The sequence below is a fragment of the Gilliamella sp. CG22 genome, from assembly GCF_046635725.1.
In the GTDB taxonomy this organism is placed as follows: domain Bacteria; phylum Pseudomonadota; class Gammaproteobacteria; order Enterobacterales; family Orbaceae; genus Gilliamella; species Gilliamella apicola_I.
This window is the reverse complement of sequence record NZ_JBIDFK010000003.1, coordinates 36,108-54,929: the sequence shown is the minus strand read 5'-3', so window position 1 is coordinate 54,929 and position 18,822 is coordinate 36,108. Positions and strand designations below refer to the sequence as shown.

Here is an 18,822-nt window from a genome sequence, read left to right as displayed (position 1 = left end):
ATGAAAAAAAGATACCTTATATTATTCAGCCCTATTTTGTTGTTAATGGGCTGTTCAACCACAACCGAACAGTGTGATCCAACGAATACGAATATCGGTTTTTTTGATAAGATAAGTTGTCATTATTCTGGCAACTATCAAGCCCGAATTGATCAAAAACAGCAAATTTTAGAAGATGAAAAAAAGGCAAATCAACAATTTAAAGCGATCTATGCCAATATAGAAAGACAGAAAAATGACACTGCCTTAAGTATTAAGCAAAAGCAAGCACAACAACAAAAATTGAAAGATGATTTAACGAGTTTAACCAACGAAATTAAAGAAAAAGCGAAAGATCGCGCAGACTTGCAAGCACAAGTCGATGATATTGAAAAACAACTTAAGCAAGTGAATAATTCAAATTCATCAGAAATTGAAAAGAAAGTTGAGTTAGATAAATTAAATAAAAAACTTCAACAATTACAGAAAGCTTTGAATATCTAAATTTGCGTATTCATTATATCAATAGTTAGCAAAAGCGATGTTTAACATAAGGAAACAAATTAGCAATGCAACGTATAACCAGAATGTTATTTGATCCTAATGATTTAGATAAAATCTCGTTATTTGATCAATATAATTCAGTTTTACAATTGTTAAAGCCTAATGTTAGCGAACGTAGTTTTTCGATTTTAGCAATACCGAGATTAATTGAAGGCGATCATTATCTTGGTTGGTATACGCATCTTGAAGGTCAACCCGTTGCCATTGAAGATATTATTAATGAAGCAGATAAAAAGCAGATTGAAAAAACACTTCAAACACGTTTAAATGATATTGAAAATACTATCAAAATCAAATCATTAACGGAAGATCAACAAACTCTGATTTCGGCTTGGTTACCGAGAATGAGAAGTTTAGGTAATGTGATTTATGTCATTAATAATGAACCTGTGATTGTTCATCATTTTGATGAGCCAATCCTGACTAATGAAGTGGCTCCAGCCCTTCCTGTCAAGACAACAAAATCATTTTGGCGTAGGTGGTGGTTTTTGACCTTAGCACTTGCTTTTGTCGGGTTACTTGGATATCTATATTATTTATATACAATAGATAAAGCCCCCGTACCTATTGCTGAACTATTACCACCAACGACCTCAAACAATTCCACTTCTGAAGTAATTAGCTGTATTTCACAGGAAGAAATCCAAAAAAACGAGCAAACCTCTAAAATGGTGATGATATTTGATAACTCCGCTTCGATGTATTTAACGCTTACTGAACCTCAAGCAGAAATTGAAAAATATTTGTCAAATGGGATTGATCGTCTTACTTTCGAAGAAGCCAAGCAATATGAAGAAAGAATGACCCGATTACCGAATCGACTATCGAGTAGTAAGCAAGTTGCGTTATCCAGTATTGATAAAATACAACCTAATATCAATATTGCTCTTGTCACGTTAAATAGTTGTCCTGTCGCAAAGGTATCTGCATTTTATCATTTTGATAATAGAGAAAAATTGAAGAATGAAATTAATCGTTTAACACCATTAGAATACGATAGTGCTACTCCGTTATATAGTGGTGTAAAGCAAGCCAGTTCAATGCTTGATGGCGTAAATCATGATGATTATATTTTAATTATCAGTGATGGTGACGATAATTGTTCGGAAGATAATATTTGTACTTTAGCCAATGAAATTGCCAACCAACAACCACGTTTAAAAATAAATATAGTGGACATTGTGGGACAGCATAAGATTGATTGTTTAGCGGATAAAACGGGTGGAAGGGTCTATATTGCTAACAATGTCACCGAGCTTGTTGAACAGATGAATAAAGCGGTTTCTGATATGAATATCAGTAAACCTTTGTGTGAATAAGTAGCATTCGAATAGGATATTATTCAGTGATGATCTTTAATATTTGGATGTTCATGTTGAAGCTGAGGTAAAATTAGAATGATCTGTAAGGAAGTTAATTTATCATGCAGCGAATAACACGGCATTGTTTTGATAGCAGTGATTCACAAAAAATCAATTTATTAGAACAATATAATTCATTACTATCGTTATTAAAATCACATCTGACTGAGCGGACTTTTTCTGTCTTCGCCATTCCAAAATTGATAGAAGATGATCATTACATTGCATGGTCTACCAATCTGGAAGGACAACCCATATTATTAAGCGATATTAATAATGAACTATATCGACAAACGGTAACGACAACGTTACAAACACGTATTATAGATATTGAAAATACCGTTAAATTGATGTCGTTAACCCCTGAACAACAAACACTGATTTCATCTTGGATACCAAGAATTAAAAGTTTAGGTAATTCGATTTTTGTCATTAATGATGAACCTGTTATTGTTCATACGTTTGAAGATCCTGTTTTACCGCCTAAAGTATCCGAACCCAAGCTTCCAACCAAATCGGCTTGGCGTTGGTGGTCTATATTCCTTTTAGCATTGCTAATATTGGCATTAATTGGTGGGCTTTGGTATGTCTTTTATCCATTTAATAAAGATAGTGTGGCTGAAACGAGTCATGTTTCAGCACCAGTAATAATACCTGCTGATGAAGAGAAAAAACCTCAATTAGAGCCAGTTGATGTTCCTATCCAACCTGATCCAGAAGTTAAGCCGGATCCCCAACCTGTTGAGCACACAGAAACAGTGGTTGAAGAGAAAAAACCGGAACCTGAAGAAAAGCCTAAACCAAAAGTTAAAAATCCTGCTAATTGTATTACCAAAGAAGAATTGGTCAGTAATCCCAATCCTTCTAAAATGGTGATGGTATTTGATAATTCGTTGTCGATGATAGTGACATTAGCAGAGTCACCCGCTGAGGTTGAACAGTATTTTCAGTATTTGGGTTATGGTTTTCCACGCTATATGTCGGAACAAGACAAGCTAAACTACGAAAAACGTATGACTCGATTACCAAGCCGTTTATCAAGTAGCAAAAAGGTTGCTTTAACTAGCATTGATAAAATACAACAAAATATCAATATTTCACTAGTGACCCTAACGGGCTGTCCATCGGCCGAGGTTTCACCTTTTTATAGTTATAAAAATCGTGGAACATTGAAAAATAAAATTAATAAACTGACGCCAACCGCTGCTGGTGGTGGGGGAACACCACTTTATAATGGATTAGAAAAAGCCAGTAATATGCTTGATGGGGTAAAACGAGATGATTATATTTTAATTATCAGTGACGGTGAAGATACCTGTACTCATAAAAATATCTGTACATTAGCTCATCATATTTCAGTCTCAAAACCTCGTTTAAAAATCAATATTGTAGATATTGCTGGTGAACATAAGATTGATTGTGTTGCAAATGCGACAGGGGGCAAGGTATATATAGCTCAGACACCAAAAGATATGATTAAACAGATGAATAAAGCCGTTTCAGATATGAAAATTAATCGCCCTGTATGCCAATAAAGAATAAGACAGATGAATATTCATCGTAGACTATTTTAGCGATGTGTATTAATAAAAAAACCAGACTATTTTGAGTCTGGTTTTTTATTCCAATTTGAGCTAATTAAAAATCTAAGTTAGCTGCTTTAAGAGCATTTTCTTCGATAAATAATCGACGAGGTTCAACTTCATCCCCCATTAGTGTGGTAAATAGTTGATCCGCTTCAATAGCATCTTTAATGGTCACTTGTAACATTCGACGACTGGTTGGATCCATTGTGGTTTCCCATAATTGTTCTGGATTCATTTCACCCAACCCTTTATAACGTTGGATAGTCAGACCACGGCGTGATTCTTTAATTAACCAATCAACGGCTTCTTCAAAAGAACTAACCGGTTGTTTTCGTTCTCCTCTTTGGATATAAGCACTCTCTTCTAAGAGTTCTCTTAACTGTTTACCCAAATGACAAATGTTACGATACTCATTACTGTGAATAAATACCTGATCTAATGCATAGTTATTATCTACTCCATGCGTTCTCACTTTGATGACAGGTACATAAAGTTGTGTTTTTTCATTATATTCAGCTGAATAACGGTAACTACTACCATGTTGTTCTTTATTCGATAAATTGTCGACAATGGTTTTTGCCCAATTTTCGACTAATTGCTTATCTTTAAGTATATTTTCATCTAATACATCATGGTAAACCAGCTCAGACAGTAATGCTTTAGGATAACGGCGTTCCATTTTCGCAATGAGCTTTTCAACTTTTTGATACTCAGCAATCAATCTTTCTAAGGCTTCGCCAGCCAGTGCAGGCGCATGATCGTTAACATGCAATGAAGCATCTTCAAGCGCTAATGCTATTTGGAATTGCGTCATCGCTTCATCATCTTTGATATATTGTTCTTGTTTCCCTTTTTTCACTTTATAGAGTGGTGGTTGCGCAATATAAACATAACCACGTTCGATAATTTCGGGCATTTGACGATAGAAAAAGGTTAATAGCAATGTTCGAATATGTGAACCGTCGACGTCAGCATCGGTCATGATAATAATGCTGTGATATCGCATTTTATCTGGATTATATTCATCACGACCAATTCCACAACCCAATGCCGTAATCAGTGTAGCAACTTCTTGTGAAGAAAGCATTTTATCAAAGCGAGCTTTTTCTACATTCAAGATTTTACCTTTGAGCGGTAAAATGGCTTGGTTTTTGCGGTTTCGTCCCTGTTTTGCAGAACCGCCCGCAGAGTCCCCTTCCACTAAGTAAAGTTCAGATAGGGCAGGGTCTTTTTCTTGGCAATCAGCCAGTTTACCCGGCAAGCCACCTAAATCTAATGCACCTTTACGCCGTGTCATTTCACGCGCTTTACGAGCGGCTTCACGTGCTCTTGCTGCATCAATAATTTTACCTACCACGATTTTTGCATCAGATGGGTTTTCAAGCAGATATTCCGCTAATTTTTCACCCATTACCGATTCAACAGCCGATTTTACTTCTGACGAAACTAGCTTATCTTTAGTTTGAGATGAGAATTTTGGATCAGGTACTTTGACCGATACAACCGCGATGAGTCCTTCACGAGCATCATCACCGGTCGCACTAATTTTCGCTTTTTTGCTGTATCCTTCCGCTTCCATATAATTGTTTAGGGTGCGGGTCATTGCTCCACGAAAACCGGCTAAATGGGTACCACCGTCTCGTTGAGGAATATTATTGGTGAAACAATAAATATTTTCTTGGTAACCGTCGTTCCACTGTAAAGCGATTTCAACACCTATACCGTCTTTTTCCGTACTGAAGTAAAAGATTTTTGGATGAATCGGGTTTTTATTTTTATTCAAGTATTCAACAAAAGCTTGTATCCCACCTTCGTAGTGGTAATGTTCGCTTTTACCGGTACGTTCATCAAGCAATCTGATTGAAACACCTGAATTTAAGAATGATAGCTCACGTAAGCGTTTAGCTAAAACTTCATAAACAAATTCAATATTAGTAAAAGTTTCTGGGCTTGGCCAAAAACGCACATAAGTACCCGATTCACTAGTCTCGCCAATGATTTTTAACGGCTCTTGAGGGACACCTAAATGGTAAACTTGTTGGTGAATTTTTCCTTCACGATAAATGACCAATTCTAATTTATCAGATAGGGCATTAACGACGGAAACACCCACACCATGTAAACCACCAGATACTTTATATGAATTATCATCAAATTTTCCGCCAGCATGTAATACCGTCATAATGACTTCAGCTGCTGAAACTCCTTCTTCTTCATGGATACCGGTTGGAATACCACGACCATCATCTCGTACTGAGACTGAATTATCAGGGTGAATGGTCACTTCAATGTGATGACAATAGCCAGCTAATGCTTCGTCAATGGCATTATCAACAACTTCAAAAACCATATGGTGAAGTCCTGTTCCATCATCAGTGTCACCAATATACATACCTGGACGTTTTCGGACAGCATCAAGTCCTTTAAGTACTTTAATGCTAGAAGAATCATAAGAATTTGACATGGATCTCTCGACTTGTTTGATTTATTTATATCATTCTGTATATTTAGGAAATTATACCAGATTTTATGTGAAAAATCTTATCATTTTCGTCAATCATATGGGTTACTTGGTCTTGGCTAACCGCTGTGATAAACACTTGTGAATTCGCCATTTTTAACCGTTTAGCTAATAATGCTCGTTTATGATGATCTAATTCTGACGCAAAATCATCAATTAAATAGACACAAGGTTGTGCGCTTTGTTTTGAATAATATTCACCTTGCGCAAGACGTAGTGCACACATCAATAATTTTAATTGTCCCCGTGATAAGAAATCTTCAACAGGTATATTGTCGATACGCAAACGGATATCGGCTTTATGTGGGCCTAATGAAGTATAGTTGAGTAATCTATCTCGTTCATACTGTTTGTGTAATATGTCGCTATAATTAATGTTTTGTTCCCACCCTTGATAATATTGACAATTAAGCAGATATTCAGGCAAAAAGTCATGGCAGGTTTGTATGATTTCGGGGAAAATATGCTGTGAATACTCCGAGCGAATTTGACTTATTTTTTCAGCAATGGGAGCCAGCTCTTTATCCCAAGGTAACAGTTGATTATAACTCGTGGATTGTTTTAATAAGGCATTACGTTGCTTAAATAACCGCTTTAAATTGTTCCATAAATGGATAAATTCAGGATAATGATGAAAACACCCCCAATCAATAAAAGCTCGTCGATATTTTGGTCCACCAATAAGTAAATCAAATCCTTCTGGTGTAATTAATTGAATGGGTAAGAGTTTAGCAAGATCGGTTAATCGAAATCCCTCATCACCATCAATTTTAATTCTATTATCATTATTACGTGCTTTGACTAACCCAATGGTTCGGGTTTGTTGATTAGATGATTCAATTTGGCTAAATAACGTTAATTCAGATTGTTCATGCTGAATAATACGATTGGATTGTATATGTCTAAATGCTCGTCCATGACCAAGCATATAGATAGCTTCAAGTAAGCTAGTTTTACCACTACCATTATCGCCAACAATAAAGTTGAAATGGGGGGATAAACACAGCTCGGTATAAGATATATTACGAAAATGATGGATTTTGATCTGTGAAAGAATCATATAAGCTAAGTTATTCCGGCCTAAGCCGGAAAGGTTAAATTTGATTATAAGCGCATTGGCATCACAACATAAATGGCTGACTGATCATTAATGTCTTCAATTTGTACACTTGATGTGGCATCAGTTAAAAGTAGTTGTACGCTATCGCACTTCAACGTATTTAATATATCTAATAAATAGGTCACATTAAAGCCAATTTCAAGTTCTGCTGAAGAGTATTTTACATCAACCACTTCTTCTGCCTCTTCTTGTTCTGGGTTATTTGCTGTAATTTTTAATTGGTTGTTGTGAACATGAAGTCGGATACCGCGAAATTTTTCATTGGATAAAATGGCGACACGTGATAACGAATTTCTAAACTCTTCGCACGAAACTTCTAACGGTTTATCGGGATTACGTGGCAATACTCGTTTGTAGTCAGGGAATCTGCCGTCAATCAGTTTTGAGGTGAAGGTAAAATCACCGAGATTAACTCGTAAATTATTATTACCAATTTGTATATTGATAATATCGTCATTATCACTCACCAATTTTGCCAGTTCAATAACGCCTTTTCTTGGTAAAATTACAGAACAAGACGTTGCAATATTTTGACCAATCGGTTGCGAACAAAGAGCAAGTCGATGTCCATCGGTTGCAACAGATTTTAAAAGTCCATCTTCGATTTCAAATAACATACCATTAAGGTAGTATCTTACATCTTGGTTAGCCATCGAAAACTGGACGGCATCGATAAGACGTTTGATTGTTTTTTGTGGTACAGAAAGTTCGACATCGCTTTGCCAGTTTTCTAAGTTAGGAAAATCACTGGCAGGTAGTGTAGATAAGGAAAATTTACTTCGACCAGATTGAATCATCAATCGATTGTCATCAACAGTTATTGAAATCTGAGCATTGTTGGGTAAATTTCGACAAATATCAAGAAACTTTCTCGCTGGGACTGTGGTTGCACCGGGTTCGTTTGCTTCCGTAAGCGGGATATGAGCAATCATCTCTATTTCAAGATCGGTTCCCGTCATGGATAGTGTACTATCACTTACTTGTAACAATAAATTGCCTAAAATTGGTAGCGTCGGGCGACTGCTTAAAGGCGCACTAACAAGTTGCAATGGTTTGATAAGTTTTTCTCGATCAATAATAAATTTCATAATGTTGATTCTTTTATTAAGTTGATAATGTTCGAATTAAATTGGAATAATCCTCTTTAATATCATTGCTTTCTTCTTTTAATTCAGCGATCTTTCTGCATGCATGTAATACAGTCGTATGATCTCTTCCGCCAAAGCCATCACCAATTTCAGGAAGACTTTTATTTGTTAATTCTTTTGCTAATGCCATGGCAACTTGCCGCGGTCTTGCAACAGAACGGGAACGACGTTTGGAAAGTAGATCTGATACTTTAATTTTATAATACTCTGCAACCGTTTTTTGGATATTATCAATAGTAATTAATTTTTCTTGTAAGGCAAGTAAATCTTTTAGCGCATCTTTAACAAAATCAATCGTAATGGATTTGCCCGTAAAATTTGCATTGGCAATTACCCGATTTAATGCGCCTTCTAGTTCTCGCACATTAGAACGTAATCGTTTAGCAATAAAAAAAGCGACCTCTTCAGGTAATTTTATATTATTTTCTTCGGCTTTTTTCATCAAAATTGCGACTCGTGTTTCAAGTTCTGGTGGTTCAATCGCAATCGTTAAGCCCCAGCCAAAACGTGATTTTAAGCGATCTTCAACGCCATCAATTTCTTTGGGATAACGGTCTGAAGTTAAAATAATTTGTTGGTTACCTTCTAATAATGAATTAAAGGTATGGAAGAATTCTTCTTGTGATCGCTCTTTATTGGCAAAGAATTGGATATCATCAATCAGTAATGCATCAACAGAACGATAGTAAATTTTGAACTCTTCTATCGCATTATTTTGTAGTGCCTTTACCATATCTTGAACAAATCGTTCCGAATGCATATAGACCACTTTGGCATTACTTTTGACTTCCATGATTTGATTGCCTACAGCATGTAATAAATGGGTCTTACCTAAACCTGTTGAACCGTATAAAAATAGTGGGTTATAAGCTTTTCCTGGATTTTGAGCAACCTGTTTGGCAGCAGCTACTGCGAGTTGGTTGGATTTACCTTCAACAAAGCTATTGAATGTATGTTTATGGTTTATTCCCGAGTGATAGGTATGATTATTATTACTTTCTTTGGTTGTTTTCCAAGCCGGCATTACGTCCGTTTTAGGCTGATTATTTTTAGTTTTTTTTTCCATTGACAATGTTGATCCCACCTCAAGGTATAGCTTTAGGGAATCATCATTGAAAAGTGTATTGATCAATTGAGATATGTTGTTAAGGTATTTATTTTTTACCCAATCTAATACAAATCTGTTTGGTGCATAAATATAGAGTTTGTTATCAATCATTTCCGCTTGCAATGGGCGAATCCATAAATTGAATTCCGTTGTAGGAAGTTCTTCTTGTAGTTGAGAAAGACATTCTTGCCAGATAGCGGTAGGCACAAATCACTCCTTTAATTTTTATTATTAACAGCACATCGTTAATTATAAACTTTTTTGTGGATAATTTATAGAGTTTTAATGTTTATTCACTAACTTATTAGCAATAAAAAACCCGGATTAACCGGGTTTTTTATTGTTTTGGAAATCGAAAATTAGTGAGTTGTTTCTCTAACTTGTTGAAGGTTAGTTGCTTTCACTTCGATTTGTACACGACGATCTGGTGCTAAACATGCTTTTAATGTAGCGCCACGTTTGCCATTACATTCGCTGCCAGTTACAGGTTGAGATTTACCTACACCACGAGCACTGATGATCTCAGATGGAACACCTTTAGATACTAAGTATTTCATCACAGATTGAGCGCGTTGTTCTGAAAGTTTTTGGTTATAGTTTTCTGAACCGATACGGTCAGTATGACCAATTACTACGATCGCAGTTTGAGTAGGGCTAAGTTTGATAAGATCTTGTAATAATCTATCTAACTCTTCACGACCTTTTTCTTTTAAGTCAGCTTTTGCATAGGCAAATAGAACGTCAGCGTTTAAATCGTAAACTCGTTCAGAAGTTTTAACAACAACTGGAGCTTCAACAGCTGGAGAACCTAAACGGTAAGTGATACCTAAGCTTAAAGTTCCTGCATCTGGAGATGCGTCAGTTTTAGTATGGATGTGGTTAACATATTGATACTCTAAACGAGTAGAGAAGTCTTCTGCAAAACGGTAGTCTAAACCTAATGCATAAACTGGAGAAACGTCAGTTTTTGTTCCGCCTTTGCCATAACTTTCTTTAACGTATCCACCGTTTTTCCATTTAGCGATAGTGATCATTGCACCAGCACGACCATAAACATCTAAATCATCAGAGATGAAAGATAATGGATAGCTTAATTTACCAGTTAAAGAAACACCTTGAGCAGAAACTTTACTATGACCTACGTCATAAGTTTTACCTGCATTGTGGTAAGATCTTTTATATTTAGCAGAACCTAACCAATCATAACCTAATTCGAATGCTAAATATGGGTTAGCTTGGAAGCCAAGGAATGCACCACCAGCAACATTACTTTTGTCAGTTGTGCTGATTTTAACATCACGACTAAATGCACGTACTTTACTTTGATCTAAACTATAAAGTTCTGACCAGCCTAATTTACCACCAACGTAAAAAGTGTTGTCTTCATATGCTGCATTTGCCGCAGTAGCTGTTAAGCTCGCAACTGCGATTGCTAGAGCTAATGTTGTTTTTTTCATTTTGTTGCCTCAACTTGAATGTTGTTATAGACGTTGTTTGCTTTCCTTTTAATTAAATTTTACTTTAAATAAAGGATCGATTACTTATTGTTTTTAATTATGATGCACATAATTTGATTTCAATTATAGCATATATTATACGCAGATCTATAATTAATGACACTTTATGTAAAAAAAGTTTACACAATCTTTTAAGTAATTTTATTGATGACGATATAAAAGTCATTGATTGTTGTTGATAATAAGTTCGCCATGATGAAAAAATCGGCTTCTAATTTTTTATCAAATTCATCAGTGCCAATATCCTCATTTTCATCTAAAACACTCGAATCAAATTTTATTCGCTTCAATGTTAAATCATTATTGACGATAAAATTCACACCTCTTTCGTCGATAATTTTCACTTTTGTTATCCATTTTCCCGAATCAAAATGTATCATCATTTCATCACTGGTGATATCTTGATTTTTGCAGCTAATAATCCCGTTTCCTTCAAGTGGATCTTTTAATTCGGCTTGATCACCTAATATAAAAGGTGCAAAGTTCAGTTTTTCTTTGACCCAAGTTGTCATGATTTGCTCAACTGGTTTTTCAATGGAGAGCGGTGTTAATGCAAGAACTCCCAATTCCTTACGTAGAATAGCCAAAATATCTTCTGCTTGCTTAAAACTGCTGGTATCAAGAATAATACGTTTATTTATGGTGTCTATCCATAACCAATAATGATTGTATTTACTAAATGCTCTAGGCATAAGGTCGATCATGACTTCATCTTTTAACGTTGTCTTTTCATTTTTAGTTAACTTTCTACTCAGTGCTTGTTCTTGTTTATCAATTTTTTCAAGTAGAGCTTGTTTGATAACAGGAGCCGGTAAAAGTTTTGTTTCTTTTTTTATACGTAATAAAAGGTGACCTTGCATATCAATAATAAAATCATCGTGATAATTATCATTATAAGGTGAAACCCAACCCATTTTCATGGTATCTATATTTCCACATGGGGTAAAAGGTACCGATTTGATAGCTTTTTCAATAGCGTTTTTGTCAAGTAAAGTGTCATTATTAAGTTGGTAAATAATGGCATTTTTAAACCAAAGCATAATTTTGATTTCCTAAATTTATTTTAATGATATCCAAACTGTATCAGGATTAATTTGATTAAATCGTTTATCTATATTGTATGGGGTAAATAAAAAGTATTGAAATTAAAATTTATAAGAGACTCCCATATAAAATGAGGTTACAGTGCTTTTGTTAACCATTGGGCTATTAGCTGCATCACCGGTTAATTTGTCGACATGCATGCCACCGAACAGATTAAGATGTTCGGTTAATGCATATTGTGCACCTATTTCGATATAGGGTGTGAAAGATCCGTTAGCATGATAATAGCGTAAACCAGAACGAGAAGATTCTTTATGTGATATCCCATAGTAATAATTATTGTGTTTGTTATTTGCCCAGTTGATACCTATTGTTGGAACAATAATTAAATTACCTAGCATAAATGGTACGCTGTAATCGGCATTGACTAAGATGCTATTACTTTTATTTAGCATGTCTGCTCCAATGCTGCTTGAAAAACTGCCCCAATTGGTATCAATAGAGTACTCAATTTCTGCTAATAATGTTGCATGACGGCTATCAAGCCGTTTTAATTGGCGATTATTTGAGTCGTGTGGTTTGAATTCATTATCAAGATAACGAGCACCGATAGATAAACTTTGATTATCGTTATTAAAAACATACACACCAGCCGATAGATCATCGATAAAAAATGTATCATTATCGTAATCGATATGGGGAACTGGATAGTAACTGGAACTATAACCTTTGTAAGGTGAATTTGACCAACCGCCACCAACACCGATAAAAGTAGGATCTGCTAATGCGGTTTCACCAAATCCTAATGCAGATAACGCTAATATAGGAATTATGCAGTGTGATTTTTTCATAGGGTTTATATCCATTTGGGTAACAATGCTATCCTCTAGCAGAAAATTATTTCGCTGAGTTTGATACTATCGTCACACAATCTATACAGTAATTGTACATTGTAACAAACAATTTTCTTGAATAATAATGCCACATTTTATCGTGTTTGAATATGGATTAGTGAGATAATTATGAGTAAACCAACTTTAGAAATGATTAATAGTCGTCCTGACGATGCAACATTATTAGCTGATGAAGCTAAATATTGCTCTTTTGGTGATACTGTTCATTATGTTGAACCACCAAAGATTTTTGATGGTTGCGAAGGTAGCTACATGTATGATAAAGAAGGTAAAGCTTTCCTTGATTTACAAATGTGGTATTCAGCATGTAATTTTGGCTATGCTAATGAGCGATTAAACAACGTACTTAAAAAGCAAATTGATACTTTACCACAATGTGCTAGCCAATATTTGCATCCAACCAAAATTGAATTAGCTAAAACCATTGCACAAGGTATGGAACAGCGTTTTGGTTACCAAGGACGAGTTCATTTTAACGTTGGTGGATCACAATGTATTGAAGATTCTTTAAAAGTAGTACGTAATGCTACTGGTGGTAAATCATTAATGTTTGCGTTCCAAGGTGGTTATCATGGTCGTACACTTGGCGCATCTTCAATTACTTCTAGTTATCGTTACCGTCGTCGTTATGGTCATTTCGGTGATCGTGCTATGTTTGTTCCTTTCCCATATCCGTTCCGTCGTCCAAAAGGCATGACCGCAGAAGAGTATGGTGAACACTTAGTTGCTGAGTTTGCACGTCTATTTGAAACAGAATACCACGGTGTATGGGATCCAAAAGTAGGACAAGCTGAATATGCTGCATTTTATGCAGAACCATTACAAGCTACAGGTGGTTATATTGTTCCACCTCGTAACTACTTTAAAGGTTTGAAAAAAGTATTAGATCAATATGGAATTTTATTGGTTGTTGATGAAATCCAAATGGGCTTTTATCGTACTGGTAAACTTTGGTCAATTGAGCATTTTGATGTTAAACCTGATGTGGTTGTTTTTGCCAAAGCGTTAACCAATGGTCTTAATCCACTAGGTGGTTTATGGGCACGTGAAGAGTTGATTAACCCTGAGGTGTTCCCTGTCGGCTCAACGCATTCAACGTTTGCTTCTAATCCATTAGGTACAGCAGTTGGTCTTGAAGTGTTAAAAATGACGTCAGAAACTGATTACGAAACCATGGTTATGGAAAGTGGTGCTTACTTCCTTGAAGGTTTAAAAACACTTGAGAAGAAACATAAAGAGATTGGTGAAGTTGATGGTTTAGGTCTTGCGCTTCGTGCCGAAATCTGTACCGAAGATGGTTTTACCGCTAACAAAGCGTTAGTAGATAAAATGGTGGATATCGGTATGTCAGGTGATCTTGATTGGAAAGGTAATAAAATGGGCTTGGTGCTTGATATCGGTGGTTATTATAAAAACGTGATCACTTTTGCTCCATCGCTACATATTACTCGTCAAGAGATTGATCAAGGTATCGAACTACTTGATCAGTTAATTACCCGAGCGAAAAAAGAACTTTAATTGTTAATTTCTAACCTTCCCGTCAACTCATGTTGGCGGGACTGCACATGATAGCCAATCGTTTAAATATATTTATGAAATACATCAATCAGCTAGAACCTAATGAATTAGTCGACAATTTTTTGACTTATCCACCGCAAGATTTTACGGCGTGGCTGAGTGAAAATGGTGTGCCTGCTTTTGCTGCAAAGTTTGATTTATTAACTACTGCTGATGATGATTTTAAGCATAAGATCCAAAAACTCCCTTTTTTTAAAAAATGGCGACATTGGTTACAGCCGAAAACTTGTTTTATAGGAACAACCGTTTCTGAATATGCTCTATTGACCGATCAGGTAGAAGCAGAACAGTTAGCGGATAACATTAAAACCGCATATACAAAAAAGTCTCCTTTTGTTATTGTCAAAGATTTGCCTTTATCCTCGCCTTTACTTAGCGAACAAGACAATCATTATTCAAACCAGCTTATTTCGGCATTAAAAACAAGAGGATTTATTGAAGTTGAAGGACAAGCATTAGCTTGGTTACCGATTGATTTTAGTGATTTAAATGATGTGTTTTCACGATTTTCGTCCAGCCGTCGCAAGAATTTTAGACGTAAATTAAAAGCTCGCGAAAAATTAGAGATTAAGGTTTTGCATAGTGGTGATGAGTGCTTTTTTGATGATGAGGTGTTAGATCATTATTACCAACTTTACCTCAATGTGTATCAACAGAGCGAGGTTCATTTTGATCTACTGACCAAACCGTTTTTTATTCAATTGCTGCAAAGTAAATCTATCCAAGCACGCATTTTTACCTATTATCACGATAATGAACTTATTGGCTACAATATCTGTTTTGTCGTAAATAATATGTTGGTCGATAAATATATTGGCCTGGTTTATCCTCAAGCTCGTGACTTTAATCTTTATTTTGTTAGTTGGTTTTTTAATCTGGAATATGCCATTGAGCAAGGATTTAGTCACTATATTGCGGGTTGGACAGATCCTGAGGTTAAACGATCGTTAGGTGCGCAATTTACTTTAACCAAACATTTGGTTTACATCCGTAATCCATTATTAAGATTTATTTTAAGCAAATTGATTGGTCATTTTGAAAGTGACAAGGAGAAAGTAGCATGACATATCCTATTATACTCAATTTCGATCAGAGTGTAGGCGAGATTAATAATGCTAAAATAATTGATGTAACTCAGTGGCAAGATACCATTCGCTTTGGTTGCTCTGAAAAAAAATTCTGCCAATTTAAAGCTGAATTACAGCAATCCTTACCTGAACATTTTGGTACAGTCTTTATGGGAAGTGGTGATTATCACCATATTTCATTGCTGCTTATTGAACGGTTGGCTAAACACTATTCCGCCGATAATCCAATCCAAGTAATTGTGTTTGATAATCATCCTGATAATATGCGCTATTTATTTGGTATTCATTGTGGTTCATGGGTTAGCTATGTGGCAAGTTTACCCTTTGTCAGTCATGTTCATGTGTTAGGTATCACATCTCATGATATTGGACTTTCCCATTTTTGGGAAAATAGATGGAAACCCCTTTTTCAGAAAAAACTGACGTATTGGAGTTTGGATGTCAATGTGTCGTGGGCAAAAAAAATAGGTTTGGGGCAAGCTTTTCGCCATTTTTCTACTCCAGATGATCTGATTGCTAGTTTCTTATCCGAACAATACCATAGCGCCGAACCAGTGTATTTATCGATAGATAAAGATGTATTAAGTGAAAAGGTCATTCACACTAATTGGGATCAAGGTCAATTACAAACTTATCATCTGCTTGATACCATTACTTCGTTAAAGCAACGTATTGTGGCAAGTGATATCACTGGTGAATTGTCAATATGGCAACCCTCTCATTGGTTCAAACGGTTGCTGAGTTCATTAGATAAACAACCCACTATTGAGGCAGATAACTTACACAATTGGCAACAAGCACAACATCAGCTTAATTTAACATTATTAAAAGCTTTATCAGTATAACGACAAGTTTAGAAGCTGTAGCTGATTATTTAAGAAATCAACTACAGTTTGAATTAACTTTTATTGATGATTATCAGCGTGTTGCTTAGCCAATTGGCTTTCCGCTAAAGCTAAAAACAAGATACCTGATACAATAAGAATGGTGCCAATTAACTTATATAATGTGATTGGTTCATGAAACAGCCATATCGAAGCTATCATGACCGTGACAACTTCAAAGTGAGAGGCAGCAAAAGCTGGCCCAACAGGGGCTTTTTTTAATAAAGTCATCCAAGTAAAAAAAGTTAAAACATAACCAGCGATAGAGATGTATATCCATGGATTAGTAAATACCCTGACTAACCAATCAACACTCATTGCTAGTGGTTCGGCATGGATGGCGGTTAATTTAAAGCTACATTGTGCAATAGTATCGAAAAAAAGCAATATCGTAAAACCGATTAAATAGAATCTAGCCATATTAAGACATCCCTACAAAGATTACGCCAGCAGTAATGAGTAACATACCAATGAGTCGGTAAACAGTTAATAGTTCTTTGAAAAGCACTCGACCAACTAACATAATGGTGATGATATTAAATGATGCCAGCAACACCCCTTGAGAAAGTGGAACCAATGTTAAAAATGCTAACCATAATAAAAATTCTGCAACGTAAGAAATTATACCAATCCAGATCCAATGATTTTTAGCCAAATCAACCCAGTAATACCAGCCATCTCGATTATTAGGGGCGGTTGCTGCGTATTTAAAAGCAACTTGCCCTAATGTATCAAAACAGATATTACTAACCCAAAGTATAATCACTAATAGCGACATTATGAATTGGTTCCTTCTGCTATTTCATTGAAGAATGATGCGCACTCTTTAATGACTTCACGACGTTGGCTATCAATTGTAATTAAATGATAACTATCGTTAAGTACCACTAATTTTTTTGATCCTGAAACGTGTTTCTCAACTAATTTAGCGTTGGTTTCAATATCAGCTATGTCATCATGACCGGAATGCATAATCAAACACGGTGAAGTCACCTTAGGTAGTGCTTGGCGAACGTTTTTAGCTAACAATTGCATTTCGGCCAGTGCAGGAAAAGGATTTCCAGCAAGTCCGGCAGATGCCGCATCACCACTCAGCATACTTTCCGATACAACGGCTCGGATCCGCTCATCTTTAAGCCCATAAGGTGGTTTTTCGATGAAAGAAACCTTTTGGAAAAGCCCCAGTTTTTTCAAATACACCAGCAAGAAAAAGAATTTTTTAGCCCAAAATGGCATGCTCCAACCATCATAATAAAAAGTAGGTGCTAAAACACCCACACCTTTAATTTGCTCTGGTCTATCTGATGCAAGTTTAAGCGCAAGGAGTGCGCCCATGGATAAACCGGCAACAAAAACATTATCAACATGTTTTGCTAAAAAATCAGCACCATCTTTTACACTTTGATACCAATCTTGCCAAGTGGTTTTACAAAGATCCTCTTCAGTACCACAGTGACCCGCTAATTGTATAGCATAAACGGTAAATCCGGCTTTATGTAAACCATTAGCTAAAATACGCATTTCGTTGGGTGTACCTGTTAAGCCATGTATCAAAAGTACACCATTTTTGTTACCCGGTAAAAAATAAGATAAATCTTCAATTGTACTCATTATTATTCCTAATTATTTTACCATCATGACAGGGATAAGAGCATCTTGAGTCTTTTTCAGTGCTGTCGTGACATCGGCAAAACGTTGAATAGCACAGTGTTCAATCTTGTTGGTTTCACAATATTGAATCAATTTGTCTTTTGCAAATACAAAATCCACATTATGAGATACACAATAATCAGATGTGCCATCACCTACATACAGTATTTGTGGAAAGAATTGTTGTTTTTTAACATGATTACATTTGCAATTTCCACTTTGTTTAATACAGTTTTTATTCGCATAAGGAAACTCAAGACGCCAACTACGTCCATTATCATGCATTAATTTATTGGCATATATCGGGATATGTGTTATACCGTGTCGTTTTAAAACAAATTGAATTGCGTAATCTAACCCATCACTCACAATATGAACTGGGATATTATTCTGTTCAGTATAATCAATGAATGATTTAAACGTTGAATCAATTTCGATTTGTGATAAAACGTGATTGAGTTCATCCAAACTGGCATCCATTAAGGCAATTTGTTTACTCATGCACTCTTGGGAGCCAATTTTACCGTTAACCCATAACTCTTCAAGCTCATCACAACCATCTTGACCAAAATGACTCAGCAATGTATCTGTCACATCTTTGACACTTATGGTGCCATCGAAGTCACACAAAACAATAGGAGTTTGATGTTGTGTATAAGATGGTGTATATAGATGACTGGTAATTGATGAAAAAGTATTCATATTTGAAATAAAAATAGTCTATTTATATATATTGGCGCAAATTTTCTCACAGAGTCGC

At 35.6% G+C, this 18,822-nt stretch carries 17 protein-coding genes; 6 read left to right on the top strand and 11 right to left on the bottom strand.

The features are described from left to right. From ACGH46_RS03475 to ACGH46_RS03465, 3 genes are all read left to right on the top strand, one after another. Positions 1 to 483: a hypothetical protein gene (locus ACGH46_RS03475; RefSeq protein WP_267350405.1), complete on the top strand. Its 483-nt coding sequence runs from the start codon at positions 1 to 3 to the stop codon at positions 481 to 483. A gap of 65 nt (positions 484 to 548) precedes the next feature. Next, on the top strand, positions 549 to 1,862 hold the full coding sequence (locus tag ACGH46_RS03470) for a vWA domain-containing protein (protein ID WP_411604191.1): 1,314 nt from the start codon (positions 549 to 551) through the stop codon (positions 1,860 to 1,862). A 104-nt stretch (positions 1,863 to 1,966) separates the two neighbouring features. Next, positions 1,967 to 3,439 (top strand): VWA domain-containing protein, encoded by a 1,473-nt coding sequence (locus ACGH46_RS03465; protein WP_267379789.1) that lies wholly within the window; start codon positions 1,967 to 1,969, stop codon positions 3,437 to 3,439. Between the two features lie 103 nt (positions 3,440 to 3,542). Here the strand turns inward: ACGH46_RS03465 and gyrB are convergent, their stop codons facing one another. The 7 genes from gyrB to ACGH46_RS03430 form a co-directional block, all read right to left on the bottom strand. Further along, the gene (gene gyrB / locus ACGH46_RS03460; RefSeq protein ID WP_220216396.1) at positions 3,543 to 5,954 is read right to left on the bottom strand and encodes a DNA topoisomerase (ATP-hydrolyzing) subunit B; all 2,412 of its coding nucleotides are present in this window, start codon (positions 5,952 to 5,954) and stop codon (positions 3,543 to 3,545) included. 43 nt (positions 5,955 to 5,997) lie between these two features. After that, the gene (recF, locus tag ACGH46_RS03455) at positions 5,998 to 7,071 is read right to left on the bottom strand and encodes a DNA replication/repair protein RecF (RefSeq protein ID WP_220216397.1); all 1,074 of its coding nucleotides are present in this window, start codon (positions 7,069 to 7,071) and stop codon (positions 5,998 to 6,000) included. A gap of 44 nt (positions 7,072 to 7,115) precedes the next feature. Continuing rightward, entirely contained in the window at positions 7,116 to 8,219 is a 1,104-nt protein-coding gene (gene dnaN, locus ACGH46_RS03450; RefSeq protein WP_267350413.1) for a DNA polymerase III subunit beta, read from the bottom strand. A 16-nt stretch (positions 8,220 to 8,235) separates the two neighbouring features. Continuing rightward, a complete protein-coding gene (gene dnaA / locus ACGH46_RS03445) occupies positions 8,236 to 9,594 on the bottom strand; it encodes a chromosomal replication initiator protein DnaA (protein WP_267350415.1) in 1,359 nt (452 codons plus the stop codon). A 152-nt stretch (positions 9,595 to 9,746) separates the two neighbouring features. Beyond that, positions 9,747 to 10,844, bottom strand: a complete 1,098-nt coding sequence (ompA, locus tag ACGH46_RS03440) for a porin OmpA (protein ID WP_267350416.1) — start codon at positions 10,842 to 10,844, stop codon at positions 9,747 to 9,749. Between the two features lie 191 nt (positions 10,845 to 11,035). Next, positions 11,036 to 11,944 (bottom strand): recombination-associated protein RdgC, encoded by a 909-nt coding sequence (locus ACGH46_RS03435; protein WP_411604189.1) that lies wholly within the window; start codon positions 11,942 to 11,944, stop codon positions 11,036 to 11,038. A 105-nt stretch (positions 11,945 to 12,049) separates the two neighbouring features. Then, positions 12,050 to 12,799 (bottom strand): MipA/OmpV family protein, encoded by a 750-nt coding sequence (locus ACGH46_RS03430; RefSeq protein ID WP_411604187.1) that lies wholly within the window; start codon positions 12,797 to 12,799, stop codon positions 12,050 to 12,052. Positions 12,800 to 12,970: 171 nt separating this feature from the next. On the opposite strand from ACGH46_RS03430, the gene ACGH46_RS03425 reads away from it, so the two are divergent. Genes ACGH46_RS03425 through ACGH46_RS03415 form a run of 3 tightly spaced genes read left to right on the top strand, consistent with a single transcriptional unit; the run spans position 12,971 to position 16,373 of the window. Next, positions 12,971 to 14,380 (top strand): aspartate aminotransferase family protein, encoded by a 1,410-nt coding sequence (locus tag ACGH46_RS03425; RefSeq protein WP_143425959.1) that lies wholly within the window; start codon positions 12,971 to 12,973, stop codon positions 14,378 to 14,380. Positions 14,381 to 14,427: 47 nt separating this feature from the next. Continuing rightward, a complete protein-coding gene (locus ACGH46_RS03420) occupies positions 14,428 to 15,504 on the top strand; it encodes a GNAT family N-acetyltransferase (RefSeq protein ID WP_411596714.1) in 1,077 nt (358 codons plus the stop codon). Beyond that, positions 15,501 to 16,373, top strand: a complete 873-nt coding sequence (locus ACGH46_RS03415) for an arginase family protein (RefSeq protein ID WP_411604185.1) — start codon at positions 15,501 to 15,503, stop codon at positions 16,371 to 16,373. The genes ACGH46_RS03420 and ACGH46_RS03415 overlap by 4 nt, the downstream gene beginning before the upstream one ends. Before the next feature lie 60 nt (positions 16,374 to 16,433). Here ACGH46_RS03415 and ACGH46_RS03410 read toward each other — a convergent pair whose 3' ends face one another. From ACGH46_RS03410 to ACGH46_RS03395, 4 genes are read right to left on the bottom strand one after another with little or no spacing between them, the layout of a single operon-like run. After that, complete coding sequence (locus ACGH46_RS03410; protein ID WP_411604182.1) at positions 16,434 to 16,832, bottom strand: DMT family transporter; 399 nt, start codon at positions 16,830 to 16,832, stop codon at positions 16,434 to 16,436. A gap of 1 nt (position 16,833) precedes the next feature. Beyond that, positions 16,834 to 17,190 carry an EamA family transporter gene (locus ACGH46_RS03405; RefSeq protein ID WP_065558652.1) on the bottom strand — a complete coding sequence of 119 codons (357 nt, stop codon included), beginning with the start codon at positions 17,188 to 17,190 and terminating at the stop codon, positions 16,834 to 16,836. After that, positions 17,190 to 18,023 carry an alpha/beta hydrolase gene (locus tag ACGH46_RS03400; RefSeq protein ID WP_220216405.1) on the bottom strand — a complete coding sequence of 278 codons (834 nt, stop codon included), beginning with the start codon at positions 18,021 to 18,023 and terminating at the stop codon, positions 17,190 to 17,192. Before ACGH46_RS03400 ends, ACGH46_RS03405 begins: the two co-directional genes overlap by 1 nt. A gap of 12 nt (positions 18,024 to 18,035) precedes the next feature. After that, complete coding sequence (locus tag ACGH46_RS03395; RefSeq protein WP_081299083.1) at positions 18,036 to 18,764, bottom strand: MtnX-like HAD-IB family phosphatase; 729 nt, start codon at positions 18,762 to 18,764, stop codon at positions 18,036 to 18,038. Positions 18,765 to 18,822 lie beyond the last annotated feature (58 nt).